General features: G+C 53.7%; 14 protein-coding genes. 5 read left to right on the plus strand and 9 right to left on the minus strand.

All coding sequences use genetic code 11. The features are described 5' to 3' along the window. Positions 1–219: 219 nt before the first annotated feature. Complete coding sequence (locus GGE09_RS08890; RefSeq protein WP_309745750.1) at positions 220–1,635, plus strand: Glu/Leu/Phe/Val dehydrogenase; 1,416 nt, start codon at positions 220–222, stop codon at positions 1,633–1,635. 75 nt (positions 1,636–1,710) lie between these two features. Here GGE09_RS08890 and GGE09_RS08895 read toward each other — a convergent pair whose 3' ends face one another. Next, positions 1,711–2,199, minus strand: a complete 489-nt coding sequence (locus GGE09_RS08895; protein ID WP_309745751.1) for a hypothetical protein — start codon at positions 2,197–2,199, stop codon at positions 1,711–1,713. Between the two features lie 97 nt (positions 2,200–2,296). Then, positions 2,297–3,244: an NAD(P)-dependent oxidoreductase gene (locus GGE09_RS08900; RefSeq protein WP_309745752.1), complete on the minus strand. Its 948-nt coding sequence runs from the start codon at positions 3,242–3,244 to the stop codon at positions 2,297–2,299. Positions 3,245–3,475: 231 nt separating this feature from the next. Here GGE09_RS08900 and GGE09_RS08905 point away from each other — a divergent pair, with 231 nt between their 5' ends. Next, the gene (locus tag GGE09_RS08905; RefSeq protein WP_309745806.1) at positions 3,476–4,387 is read left to right on the plus strand and encodes a pirin family protein; all 912 of its coding nucleotides are present in this window, start codon (positions 3,476–3,478) and stop codon (positions 4,385–4,387) included. 74 nt (positions 4,388–4,461) lie between these two features. On the opposite strand, the gene GGE09_RS08910 is transcribed toward GGE09_RS08905, so the two are convergent. Then, positions 4,462–4,833: a hypothetical protein gene (locus GGE09_RS08910; protein WP_309745753.1), complete on the minus strand. Its 372-nt coding sequence runs from the start codon at positions 4,831–4,833 to the stop codon at positions 4,462–4,464. Positions 4,834–5,040: 207 nt separating this feature from the next. Here GGE09_RS08910 and GGE09_RS08915 point away from each other — a divergent pair, with 207 nt between their 5' ends. Beyond that, entirely contained in the window at positions 5,041–5,391 is a 351-nt protein-coding gene (locus GGE09_RS08915) for a DoxX family protein (protein ID WP_309745754.1), read from the plus strand. Between the two features lie 19 nt (positions 5,392–5,410). On the opposite strand, the gene GGE09_RS08920 is transcribed toward GGE09_RS08915, so the two are convergent. Together GGE09_RS08920 and GGE09_RS08925 are read right to left on the minus strand one after the other, a co-directional pair. Next, a complete protein-coding gene (locus GGE09_RS08920; protein ID WP_309745755.1) occupies positions 5,411–5,587 on the minus strand; it encodes a hypothetical protein in 177 nt (58 codons plus the stop codon). A 207-nt stretch (positions 5,588–5,794) separates the two neighbouring features. Continuing rightward, complete coding sequence (locus tag GGE09_RS08925; protein ID WP_309745756.1) at positions 5,795–6,307, minus strand: alkylphosphonate utilization protein; 513 nt, start codon at positions 6,305–6,307, stop codon at positions 5,795–5,797. A 222-nt stretch (positions 6,308–6,529) separates the two neighbouring features. Here GGE09_RS08925 and GGE09_RS08930 point away from each other — a divergent pair, with 222 nt between their 5' ends. Next, positions 6,530–7,468: a M10 family metallopeptidase C-terminal domain-containing protein gene (locus tag GGE09_RS08930; RefSeq protein ID WP_309745757.1), complete on the plus strand. Its 939-nt coding sequence runs from the start codon at positions 6,530–6,532 to the stop codon at positions 7,466–7,468. A gap of 110 nt (positions 7,469–7,578) precedes the next feature. On the opposite strand, the gene lepA is transcribed toward GGE09_RS08930, so the two are convergent. Then, the gene (gene lepA / locus GGE09_RS08935; RefSeq protein ID WP_309745758.1) at positions 7,579–9,378 is read right to left on the minus strand and encodes a translation elongation factor 4; all 1,800 of its coding nucleotides are present in this window, start codon (positions 9,376–9,378) and stop codon (positions 7,579–7,581) included. Positions 9,379–9,643: 265 nt separating this feature from the next. On the opposite strand from lepA, the gene GGE09_RS08940 reads away from it, so the two are divergent. Further along, a complete protein-coding gene (locus tag GGE09_RS08940; protein ID WP_309745759.1) occupies positions 9,644–9,937 on the plus strand; it encodes a hypothetical protein in 294 nt (97 codons plus the stop codon). A gap of 6 nt (positions 9,938–9,943) precedes the next feature. Here the strand turns inward: GGE09_RS08940 and GGE09_RS08945 are convergent, their stop codons facing one another. The 3 genes from GGE09_RS08945 to hppD form a co-directional block, all read right to left on the minus strand. Continuing rightward, on the minus strand, positions 9,944–10,342 hold the full coding sequence (locus tag GGE09_RS08945) for an H-type lectin domain-containing protein (RefSeq protein ID WP_309745760.1): 399 nt from the start codon (positions 10,340–10,342) through the stop codon (positions 9,944–9,946). Between the two features lie 178 nt (positions 10,343–10,520). After that, on the minus strand, positions 10,521–10,874 hold the full coding sequence (locus tag GGE09_RS08950) for a Rieske 2Fe-2S domain-containing protein (RefSeq protein ID WP_309745761.1): 354 nt from the start codon (positions 10,872–10,874) through the stop codon (positions 10,521–10,523). An 8-nt stretch (positions 10,875–10,882) separates the two neighbouring features. Then, the gene (gene hppD / locus GGE09_RS08955) at positions 10,883–11,983 is read right to left on the minus strand and encodes a 4-hydroxyphenylpyruvate dioxygenase (RefSeq protein ID WP_309745762.1); all 1,101 of its coding nucleotides are present in this window, start codon (positions 11,981–11,983) and stop codon (positions 10,883–10,885) included. Positions 11,984–12,134: the final 151 nt, after the last annotated feature.

The following is a 12,134-nucleotide window of genomic DNA, read 5'->3' on the forward strand; positions in this document are numbered from 1 at the left end:
TGTCAGGGGCCTCCGGCGGGGATATTTTGGGAAAATGGAAATCAAAGGGAGGCTTTTTCCTTTGATTTTGTTAATCGGGCTCTTCGTCCATTAAATGCCTAAAATTTCAGCAAAACATGGTTGCCCTTTGTGCGACATTCTGACCTTATGGACAGGTCACGCAGCGTAATCAAAATCAACGCGTGGCAGCACAGGTTTCACCAATCTACAGGGACGCACATGTCACGCAAAGCTGAGCCGAGTTTCCGCGAATCCACCAACATTATGTTCAATCGCGCCGTGCGCTTGATGGACCTGCCACCTGGACTGGTGGAAAAAATCAAAGTCTGTAATGCGACCTATACCGTGCGCTTTGGTGTTCGGTTGCGCGGCGACATTCAGACCTTCACGGGTTATCGCTCTGTTCATTCCGAACATATGGAACCTGTAAAGGGCGGCATTCGCTTTGCCATGTCGGTCAATCAGGACGAAGTCGAAGCGCTGGCCGCCCTGATGACCTATAAATGCGCGCTTGTGGATGCGCCGTTCGGGGGATCAAAGGGCGGGTTATGCATTGATCCGCGCGAGTGGGATGAGGACGAATTGGAACGGATCACCCGTCGTTTCGCCTATGAACTTATCAAACGCTCGCTGATCCACCCGTCGCAAAACGTGCCCGCCCCTGACATGGGTACAGGCGAGCGGGAAATGGCATGGATTGCTGACCAATACGCGCGGATGAACACCACGGACATCAATGCGCGCGCTTGTGTGACAGGCAAACCGATCAGCGGTGGCGGCATTCAGGGCCGAACCGAGGCCACAGGGCGCGGCGTTCAATATGCCCTGCAAGAGTTTTTCCGCCACCCCGAGGATATGAAGATCGCTGGATTGGAAGGTTCGCTCGACGGAAAGCGGGTGATTGTTCAGGGCTTGGGGAATGTGGGGTATCATGCTGCCAAATTCCTGTCTGAAGAGGACGGCGCCAAAGTGATCGGCGTGCTGGAATTTGACGGTTGCATCACCAATAAAGACGGCATCGACATCGAAGACCTGAAGCAGCATATTATGACCACGGGCAGCACCAAAGACTATTCTGGCGGTGACTGGCATGAACCCGGTTCGCCGATCATGGAAATGGAGGCCGATATTCTGGTTCCTGCGGCCATGGAAGGCGTCATTAATCTGACCAATGCGGCAAATATCAAAGCGCCGCTGATTATCGAGGCTGCAAACGGTCCGATCACATCCGGTGCTGATAAAATCCTGCGTAAAAAGGGCTGTGTCATCATACCTGACATGTATGCCAACGCGGGCGGTGTGACGGTGTCTTACTTTGAATGGGTCAAAAACCTCAGCCATATCCGCTTTGGGCGGATGCAACGTCGTCAGGAAGAGGAACGCCACCGTCTGTTGATCAACGAACTGGAATCTGTTTCAGGGCAAAAGCTGTCTGACACGTTCAAGCAACGCTATCTGCACGGCGCTGGCGAGCTGGAGCTGGTGCGTTCCGGTTTGGAAGACACCATGCGCGGGGCCTATCAATCCATGCGCGAAGTCTGGCATGAGCGCAAAGATGTGACTGATCTGCGAACAGCGGCCTATCTGGTCTCCATCGGTAAGGTCGCTAGCAGCTACCGCGCCAAAGGGTTGTAAGATACTGTTCTAAAATGCAAAAGGCTGCGCGAGATCGACGTGCAGCCTTTTTTGTATCGGAATAGCATAGGGAATTCAGGCCAGTTCAGGCCCCATGACCCGTTCCATGATCAGCATTTCAATCGCCTCAGCCATGGCTTTATTCTGGGCTGGATGGGTCGCCCCGCCAATGCCCAGCCGTTTGCCCAGCCGCCAGTACAGGCCGGGTGCCCAGCCTTTCGGCTCTGGCTCTACCATACGCACAAGAAACCCGTTGGACGGCTTGAACGCAAACACGCCGCGATCCACTTCGCGCATATTATACAGCGCGCAAATCAGCGTCCCCTGCCCGTCAAACAAGCCCTGACGGGTCAGATACAAGCCCGTTGCCGTCACACGCAGATTCCATTGCGCCTGCCAGATGAACAATAGCCCCAACAACGGCGTTAACAGCTTTAACCACCAGATTTCAGGGGGTTGCACGAAAGCGGCAAGGATCAGAACCACCCCGAGCGCGCCCAGAGACAAGGCACCGAACCAGCGCCGACCCAGTGAAGGTTCCAAACTTGCGATTACATCATCCATGGTGCATTTTAGGCCAAATCCCCTGCCCTTGACCAGCGGGAACTTGGCTGCCTCACCAACAGGCGGGTAACAGCAGAATAGCGGCGCAATCTTGCGATCATCGGCCCTTTGGCACCACCTCATACCCAGCCGCTTCGGGTTCATCATCGGTCATTTCGGGCGGGAAACCCGGGGCTAGAATGGACAACCCTGTTGCCTCTTCCAGACGCTTTATAATGTTTGGGGACAGTTCGCGCGTACCGTATCTGGCAATGCCATCGTCAAAAATCCGCCCTAACAGGGGCGAGATTTCAAGGGGTACATTGTTGCGCTCTGCGATCTGTTGGAACAGTCCGATGTCCTTTTTCACAAGGTCCATGGTGAAAGAAATATCCCGCGAGCCGTTCAAAATCACCTGACTTTCGGTTTCATGGGAAAAAGAGTTGCCCGAACTGATGCGGATCGCCTCATATGTGGTGTTCAGGTCCATCCCAGCGGCTTTGGCTGTGACCAATGCCTCGGCATTGGCGACCAGATGAACCGTTGCCAGATAATTCGTCAGCACCTTCAACATCGAGGCCGAACCGAGCGGTCCCGTGTGCAAAACCCGCCGCCCCATAATCGTCAGCAGCGGCAGAACCCTGTCAAATGTTGCCCGATCACAGCCTGCGAAAATGGCGATATTTCCTGTATCCGCGCGGTGGCACCCGCCTGATACGGGGCAATCGACTGCTGCACCACCCGCTGCGATCACCTGTCCGCCCAGCCGTTCTGCTTCGGCCTGATCGGTGGTCGACATCTCCATCCAGATTTTACCCGTGCCGACAAATGGCAGCATGTCTTGCATCACGGCATCAGACGCGGCGGGCGAAGGCAGGCATGTGATCACCGCATCGGAATCCTGCATCAATTCACCAGCAGACTGCGCCGCCTTCGCGCCTTTTGCCACCATTGCGTCCATCAATGTGGGGTTCAAATCCAACACGGTTAAATCCACACCATTGCGCAACAGGCTGCCTGCCAGCTTGTGCCCTACATTTCCCAGACCTATAAATCCGACTTTCATTTGTTCTGCCCTGTTTTAGTTTCCTATCCCCATCACAAGCCGTAGTGCCACAAAAGGATAGCCTGTCTGCGACACAGCCTGTGAAAATCTTGGGGAAACGGGGCATTTTTGGTTAGGAATATAACCCATCGTTGCCACAGGACGAACACTGCTTTGCATTCGGGCCGCTTGGCGAAGGGGCTGTAAATCCCTAAATTGACACCAAACACGTTTCATAGAGGAGTCATGACCATGTCAATCCGACCCGTAAAATCCACCAGCCAGGCCCAGCCAACGATGGAAGGCGCTGGCGTTCATCTGCATCGTGCTTTCGGGTTCAACGACCCGACCGAGCTTGACCCATTTCTGCTGTTCGACGATTTTCGCAACGAAATCCCCTCTCATTATGCGCAGGGCTTTCCCTGGCATCCCCATCGCGGCATCGAAACCATCACCTATGTTCTTTCGGGTGAGGTGGATCATGCCGACAGCCTTGGCAATGAAGGCAAACTGGCGGCTGGGGATGTTCAGTGGATGACGTCTGGATCGGGAATCCTGCATCAGGAAATGCCACGGGGCAACGCCAACGGGCAAATGCACGGGTTTCAGCTTTGGGCCAATCTACCCAAAGATCTGAAAATGACCGATCCGCGTTACCAAGATGTAGAGGCCAAAGAAATCCCCGTCATTCTTGAAGACGACGGCACCCGCGTCAAAGTGATCGTTGGCAATTTCTGGGGTAAAACCGGCCCTGTGGACGGCATTGCCGCCGACCCGCAATATCTGGATGTCTATGTGCCTGCGGGTGTGAAAAAGACCCTGCCGGTAGACACCTATCGCCGCGCCTTTGCCTATGTTTTTGAAGGGGCTGGCGTGTTCGCCGGGGCGTCTAGCCCGACGGGGGTTTTGCTGGAAAAAGAGGTGATGGGTGAAGAGGTTAATATCCGCGATATGTCTGGCAATCGCACTTTGGTGAAATTTGACACGGGCGACAGTGTGACCGTTCAAGCTGGCGAGGAAGGCATCCGCTTTCTGCTTATTTCGGGGAAACCGATCGAGGAACCTGTGGCATGGCACGGGCCGATTGTGATGAACACACAGGCCGAACTGCAACAGGCATTCAAAGAGTTGCGCAACGGCACGTTCATACGGCCAGCCCACTAAGGCCTTATAAAATATAGCATTCTCCGTTCAGGCCATTGGTCTGCACGGGGGATGCCGAAATGATTAAGTCAGTTTCAAATAGCGCCCAGCCATTTTAGCAGCGCAAAATAGACCACGCCGAACATCATCAGGTTCAACACCAAAGCCCCGAGCCAATTAATCCGTTCGCGGGATTTATCCCGTGCAATATCAACGCGATCAAAGGCTTTTCGTTGGCTGGAAACAATCGCATCCACCCGTTTGCGATCCACCTGGCCACGTCTGCGTGGATGGGCCGTGCGACGCCGTGCAGATTCCAGATAGGCCACATCCGCTGCCACGCCTTTTGGCAATCGACGCCCTGCGCGGCGCAATTTGGCCAGCAACGATCCTTTACGGAAACTGAATTTGTCCGACACCATGGCGTCGATCTCGGCCTCTGCCGCGTCAATTACTTTATCACTCACAAAACTATCCCCCCAAAGGATAAGCCGACGATAAAGGGGTCTTCTGTGATTCTCAACACGACTTTGGTTCTGCTATTGAACCCACCAAAGTAGAACCACAATACCAGGCACCTATTGTTCGTTTTCTAGCAACGCTGATGTAGGAAAAATCGGCTAATTTTGCGGGTAAAATCTTGATAGAAAGCCGCCAACTGAAGGAGAATTCGAATGTTTAAATATGTAACTTGGGGCCTATCTGTGCTCGTCACGTTGATAATGCTAAAAGGCGGCTATGGTAAGTTGAGCGGCAATCCAGCCATGCTTGGCGCATTTCCGATGATGGGACTGCCAAGCTGGTTTGGCTATTTCATTGGTGCTTGCGAATTGGCCGGCGCGATTGGCATCTGGTTGCCCCGCCTGCAAGCCTTGGCAGCCTTGGGCATTGCGATCATCATGGCAGGCGCGGTTTATTTCCATGTTGCCTTCACTCCGCTGCAAGGTGGCATTCCAGCCTTGCTCGTTTTGTTAAGCTGTGTGTTCATCTTTACCCAACGCAAAAACCAAGCCTTCTGGGCCTGACATCAAACTTTCGCACGGGTTAACCCGTATCGCAATTGATGCGGGCATCCGTGTGAACAGCCCCGCCGACCACCGTTTGGCGAAGTACACGACACCCTGTCACCCGTGCAATGGCCACCAACGCCTGCGCCTGTAACACGGTCACAGGCGCGCGGGAGTTTGGGGTTTCCCGTATCGCCTGTGCATGACTGGCCAAATAATAAACCTTAAAAACATTATCCCGCACCTGCACCGTTTTTGATGGCGCATCCGCCCAGATATAATCCGGCGAGGGAGTTGTGCAGGCAATTAAAAGGCCAAAAAAGGCGAGGCAAAGACATCTGAGCATGCCTCACTTAATCGGCAACCCGTAAATTAACGGTAAATGCCCGCAGCTTTTCTGCGAGCGTATTTCTTTTCACACCTATTTCTTCTTAACAAAGGCCGTCAGGATCACAATACGCTGGCCTTCAACCCGTCCCTCAATATGGGCGGGGTTGTCCAGAACCAGTGAAATGCCCCGCACAGCAGTGCCCCGTTTGGCCGTAAAACCACCGCCTTTAACAGGCAAATCCTTGATCAAAACAACGGTATCTCCATTGGCTAGTGAAACCCCGTTGCTGTCACGATGACCGGTGTCACGGATCACACCGGATTCCGCCCAAGCCAATGTCTCTTCGTCAAGATAGAGCATGTCTTTCAGGTCACGGGCCCAATCCTCGGCTTCTAGGCGTGACAACATACGATAGGCCAAGACCTGCGTTGCCGCATCCTCGGACCACATAGAATTCGACAGGCACCGCCAGTGGTTCGGGTCAGGTTCGCCGGTTTGTTGCGCAGTACAGACCGCGCAGAGATCGACGTTTGAATAGACACCGTCCCGAGGCACCCCAAAGGGGCTGACGGCATCATTTGATTGGCACAGGGCACAAGACATTAAAGCAAGCCTTTTGTTGGATCAGCGCCGCTGTACCAGAATTCCCCCTTTGCCAACAAGCCCGTAGCAGCCAAAACACAACCCTTGGTATTCACTGTCCCATCAAAGTCTAAATTTTCCGTTCATTCATGCGAATTAACCCAAAAATAACTTGCGTGACCGTATGTTTGTCGGCAGATTTCCGTCCATTCAACAACTTCATTTCACTGAAAGGATTACAGCGTGTTTCTTACCAATCCAAAAGACCTAGAATCTTGGGCGGCATATGTCAGCAGTCTTGTTTCATTTTCCGGAAATACGGACCTGATCAACGGGTTTAACTGGACAAATATCTCAAAAATGACCGTTGGGAACTACCTGACCCTGCTGGATTCCGTAGAAACCGCCTTTGACTCTTTTGACTGGTCGTTCATCGCGAACATCCTGCCCACAATCCGCACGCAGATGAGCAGCCTTGGACTGGGTGCTGCCGAAATCAACGCAGCCATCGGCGTATTGGAAGAATTCATCGACGGCGATCATTCTCTCATCACTGAGGGTTTTGACGTCATCCGTGAACATCTGGCAGGTTTTGGCCCCGGCACCGACCTGATTGCAGCCCTAAGCGGCGATCCGGTTGACAGCGGCATCCGCCTTGATGGCGACAACAGCGCCGAAACCCTGACCGGCACTGCATTTGATGACTATCTTTCCGGCGGCGGCGGCGATGATAAACTGCTGGGGCTGGCCGGCAACGACAAGGTTTTCGGCGGCAGCGGCAATGACATTCTACGCTCTGGCGCAGGCAAAGACGCGTTGAACGGCGGCATTGGACGGGACAAGGTCGAGGGTGGCTCTGGCAATGACGTGCTAAAGGGCGGCGGCGGCGCGGATGTGTTGAAAGGCGGCGGCGGCAAGGACAAGATTATTGGCGGCGGCGGCAATGACAAGCTTTGGGGGCACAAAGGCGCGGATGTCTTCGTCTTCAAAGCGGGCGACGGCAAGGACACCATCAAGGATTTCCAATTGGGCCAAGATCGGATCAATTTAGCGGGCGCCGATGTAGATGAGATTAAATTTATCAAAAAAGGCGGGGACGTATTGCTAAGCTACGACGACATTAAAGTTCTGGTCGAGGACGTCACACGCAGCGACATGATGGACGACGGCAACTTTATTTAACAAACTTCAAAACGCAAAAGGCGCAGAGGTTTCTGCGCCTTTTTGTTCGAAAAATGTTATTTTGGGCCACGCATATGCAAAGAACCTCAAAATAATGTTGGAAGCCTCACTTAGCCGTCCATCTTCAGTGCCGAAATAAACGCCTCTTGCGGGATATCAACCTTGCCGAACTGACGCATCTTCTTCTTACCGGCTTTTTGCTTGTCCAGAAGTTTACGCTTACGCGAAACGTCGCCGCCATAACATTTGGCCGTCACATCTTTTCGCAGCGCAGACAAGGTTTCGCGTGCGATAATCCGGCCACCGATGGCGGCTTGGATCGGGATTTTGAACATGTGCTGCGGGATCAGGTCTTTGAGCTTTTCAACCATCGCCCGCCCCCGTGTTTCGGCGCGATCCGCGTGAACCATAGTAGACAGCGCGTCCACAGGTTCTTCGTTCACAAGGATCTGCATCTTCACCAATTTGTCGGTGCGATAGCCTTCCATTTGATAATCGAAGCTGGCGTAACCTTTTGTTACGGATTTTAGGCGATCATAAAAGTCGAACACCACTTCATTCAAAGGAAGGTCATACACAACCATCGCACGCGTCCCCGCATAGGTCAGGTCCAGCTGGATACCGCGGCGGTCTTGGCACAGTTTCAGAACGTCACCCAAGTATTCGTCCGGCACAAGGATCGTCGCCTTGATGCGCGGTTCCTCGATATGGTCCACATGGGTCAGATCGGGCATGTCAGCCGGGTTGTGCAATTCGGTAATTGTGCCGTCCCGCATGTGGATATGATAGATCACGCTTGGCGCTGTGGTGATCAGTTCGATGTCATATTCCCGTTCCAGACGGTCACGGATCACTTCAAGGTGCAACAAGCCAAGGAAGCCACAGCGAAAGCCAAAGCCCAGTGCGGCAGAGGTTTCCATTTCAGTGCTGAAAGACGCGTCATTCAGGGAGAGTTTAGAAATCGCCTCGCGCAGGTCTTCGAATTCAGCATTGTCTACGGGGAAAAGCCCGCAAAAAACAACGGGTTGACTGGGCGCAAAACCAGGAAGCGGGGTTTCACAGCCCTTTTTCTCGGACGTAATCGTGTCGCCCACTTTAGTGTCGCGCACCTGTTTGATCGAGCCTGTCAGAAAGCCCATTTCACCGGGGCCAAGCACGTCAATGTTATCCATCTGCGGGCGAAAAACACCGACCCGATCCACCAGATGCACCGTGTTCGAGGCCATCATACGAACCCGATCGCCCTTGCGCAGGAACCCGTCAATCACGCGCACCAATACGACAACACCGAGGTAGGCATCGTACCAACTGTCCACCAGCATCGCTTTGAGCGGCGCTTCGGGATTGCCTTTTGGCGCAGGCAGGCGGGTGACAATCGCCTCTAGAACATCAGGAATGCCGATGCCTGATTTGGCCGAAACCAAAATCGCATCCGACGCATCAATGCCAATCACATCTTCGATCTGTTCACAAACCCGCTCTGGCTCAGATGCCGGCAGGTCGATTTTGTTCAGGACAGGCACAATTTCATGGTTCGCTTCAATCGCTTGATAGACGTTGGCCAGCGTCTGCGCCTCGACCCCTTGGGTGGAATCTACGACCAAGAGAGAGCCTTCCACCGCACGCATGGAGCGGGAGACCTCATAGGCGAAATCCACGTGACCTGGGGTGTCGATCAGATTCAAAACGTAATGTTCGCCGTCCAGCGCCGTATACTCGATCCGAACCGAATTGGCCTTGATGGTAATGCCCCGTTCCCGTTCGATATCCATCGCGTCGAGCATCTGCTCTTTCATGTCGCGATCGGCCACGGTGCCAGTGGATTGAATAAGCCGATCCGCCAGCGTGGATTTGCCGTGGTCGATATGGGCTACAATGGCGAAATTGCGGATTTTTGATAGGTCTGTCATGGTTTTGGATATGGATGGAAAGCGGGGTTTGGTCAATGGGGATTGAACAAATCCCCCCTGTTTCGCGCGCGTTTTCCAAACAAGGGGGCCACCGCCCAAAAGCAACAATCAAAGCGATGCCCTCCGATAGCAGCCCGCCCGAAATAACCGTTCGCAGAATAATTGTCGCAATACCCCGACTTAGCTGCGGGTAAACTTGCCTCAACCCGCTTTTTCTGGCAAAAGATCCGTTAACGAGCGCCAAATGCGCCATATTGAGGTGGTAATGAAACATATTTTAACGGCGACTATTATCGCCTTGCTTGCATCCCCTGTGGCTGCTGGAAAAATCGAGCGGGCTTGCAAATCATCTGAACGGCGCGTCGCGGCCAGTCTTTGTGTCTGCATCCAGCGTGTGGCGGACAATCAGCTGACCCGCACCGATCAACATCTGGCGGCAAAATTCTTTAAAGACCCGGATTTGGCCCAAGAAACCCGCCAATCCGATGACAAACACAAAGAAAAATTCTGGCTGCGCTACAAAGCTTTTGGCGCCATGGCCGATAAAACCTGCCGTTAAAGCCGTTTAGCCGTTTCCGCCACGCCGCAAGGCACTGACCGGAACGGCGGAACCGATTGCGGACCAGCTGGCGGATGCACGGGCGATTTTGGTGTCATCCCATGTCACAAAGGCCAACACGAAACCTTCTCGGGTGATGTCTTCGGCGGCGATGTTGAAGCGCAGATTTTGGGCGTGGGATGTATCCATTCCCGAAACCCCGACCGTCACATGGGGTGGTTTTTGAAACGGTGCGGCAAAGGCCACGGGCACACGCACGGCACGGTCCCCCTCACCAGCCCACATAGGGTCGTTCTGGTCAACGTGATTGAACACCTCACCCGTCGCGGTGATAATCTGCATACCCACCAACGGCGATGTTGTCTGTTGAGAAAACTGTTGATCCTGCGCTTTAGTCCCGTCCATAGATTTGCCTGTGCAGCCTCATTTGAAAGATGATACCCGTTTGATGCCATAAAACCAGTTATTTTATGGCATCATCGCAGTGCACATAGGTCGAACCCTCGGGGAGGCCCGAAAAAAATCACGCAGATTTTAGATAAGTTTTAAGGTTTGAGGTAAACGACGGGCAGGGTTGGACGGATTAGCCGCCAATCACCCAATCCGAACCGCGCTGTTTCAAAGGGATCGGGCTGAGCGCGCAATTCAATCCAAAGCCCGACACCCCCTGCCCTGTCTGCGCATCAAAAACCGCATCGTGATTGGTACAGATCAGCCGCGTGCCATCCGCACCCAGCACATCCCCGCGGCTGTCGAGCGGCAGGAACTGATGGGGACAGGCGTTGACAAATGCCCGTGTGCCCCCATCGTCCTTTAGTACCAGAACCGGAAACTCCCCCAGTGTCAGTGCGGTCACCCCCCTGCCCAGCGCATTGTCGGCGCAAAGGGGCGTACCCGCGGCTGGCGCGTCGGGAAAATCAGTCCAATCCAGTGTCATAGTATCCGTTATTCCGCCGCTTGGATCACGCCGCGCTCGATCTGGTCGGCTTCGATGCTTTCGAACAAGGCTTTGAAGTTGCCCTCGCCAAAGCCGTCGTCGCCTTTGCGCTGGATAAATTCAAAGAAGATCGGCCCGATCACAGTCTTGGAAAAGATTTGCAGCAAGATGCGGGTTTCACCGCCGTCCACCACGCCTTCGCCATCAATCAGGATGCCATGCTTTTCCATCCGTTCAATCGGCTCTTCATGGCCTGCAACCCGTTTGTGGGACATTTTGTAGTACATCGGCGGAGGCGGTGGCATGAATTCCAAACCCCGTCCGTTGATTTCATCTGTTGCCGCGTAAATGTCTTTGGCGGCAACGGCGATGTGCTGAATGCCTTCGCCTTTATACTCGCGCAGGTATTCTTCGATCTGGGATTTATCATCCGCACTTTCGTTGATCGGAATACGAATCCGTCCACAGGGCGAGGTCAAGGCGCGGGAGGTCAGCCCGGTTACTTTCCCTGCGATGTCAAAGAAGCGGATTTCACGGAAGTTGAAGGTATCACGGTAAAATGCATACCATGTGTCCATGTTGCCGCGGATCACGTTATGGGTCAGGTGGTCAAGGTAGTAGAAGCCCACGCCTTCGGGTTTGTCAGTGATGTGGAAATCATATTCATCCGCATAGGCGTTTTCGCCTTCGCCATAGGTGTCAACGAAATACAAAAGTGACCCGCCGATGCCCACAACCGCTGGAACATCCAGACATTTATCGTCGCCCGTGTAGGATTCCGCACCCAGTTTGACTGCGTGGTCATGGGCATGTTGCGCATCCACAACCCGCCACGCCATAGACGGGGCGCAAGGGCCGTGATCGTCCACAAAGCGCATACCGAAAGAGCCAGGCTCGGCGTTCAGAACATAGGTAATGTCGCCCTGCTGCCACAACTCGATCGCTTTGGTCTTATGGGTGGCGGTATGTTCATAGCCCATCTTGATAAACAACTTGCGCAGCTCTTCGGGGTCGCGGTGGGCGAATTCGACGAATTCGAAACCGTCGGTGCCTGCCGGGTTAATATCAGAAATGGTAGACTTTGGTGCGTCGTGTGGAAACGGGCCCATGGGAAACCTCCGGTTGGTGTTGCGTGTTTCGTGCATAATATCCCCAGATGCGCGCAAAATGTGCGCATAATCGGGGGGGCTTTGTTGATTTTTTGATTGATTGGCGCATATTAGGCAAATATCCTGCATGAAAATTGCACAAAGGCAAAAC

The organism is Roseobacter sp. N2S (assembly GCF_031454055.1).
Classification (GTDB): Bacteria; Pseudomonadota; Alphaproteobacteria; order Rhodobacterales; family Rhodobacteraceae; genus Amylibacter.

What these genes read in the sequence shown, in the direction of transcription:
- GGE09_RS08950 (WP_309745761.1), bottom strand. Translation starts at nt 10,874, where the DNA reads ATGACACTGGATTGGACTGATTTTCCCGACGCGCCAGCCGCGGGTACG.
- lepA (WP_309745758.1), bottom strand. Translation starts at nt 9,378, where the DNA reads ATGACAGACCTATCAAAAATCCGCAATTTCGCCATTGTAGCCCATATC.
- GGE09_RS08905 (WP_309745806.1), top strand. Translation starts at nt 3,476, where the DNA reads ATGTCAATCCGACCCGTAAAATCCACCAGCCAGGCCCAGCCAACGATG.
- GGE09_RS08900 (WP_309745752.1), bottom strand. Translation starts at nt 3,244, where the DNA reads ATGAAAGTCGGATTTATAGGTCTGGGAAATGTAGGGCACAAGCTGGCA.
- GGE09_RS08890 (WP_309745750.1), top strand. Translation starts at nt 220, where the DNA reads ATGTCACGCAAAGCTGAGCCGAGTTTCCGCGAATCCACCAACATTATG.
- GGE09_RS08895 (WP_309745751.1), bottom strand. Translation starts at nt 2,199, where the DNA reads ATGGATGATGTAATCGCAAGTTTGGAACCTTCACTGGGTCGGCGCTGG.
- GGE09_RS08925 (WP_309745756.1), bottom strand. Translation starts at nt 6,307, where the DNA reads ATGTCTTGTGCCCTGTGCCAATCAAATGATGCCGTCAGCCCCTTTGGG.
- GGE09_RS08940 (WP_309745759.1), top strand. Translation starts at nt 9,644, where the DNA reads ATGAAACATATTTTAACGGCGACTATTATCGCCTTGCTTGCATCCCCT.
- hppD (WP_309745762.1), bottom strand. Translation starts at nt 11,983, where the DNA reads ATGGGCCCGTTTCCACACGACGCACCAAAGTCTACCATTTCTGATATT.
- GGE09_RS08945 (WP_309745760.1), bottom strand. Translation starts at nt 10,342, where the DNA reads ATGGACGGGACTAAAGCGCAGGATCAACAGTTTTCTCAACAGACAACA.
- GGE09_RS08915 (WP_309745754.1), top strand. Translation starts at nt 5,041, where the DNA reads ATGTTTAAATATGTAACTTGGGGCCTATCTGTGCTCGTCACGTTGATA.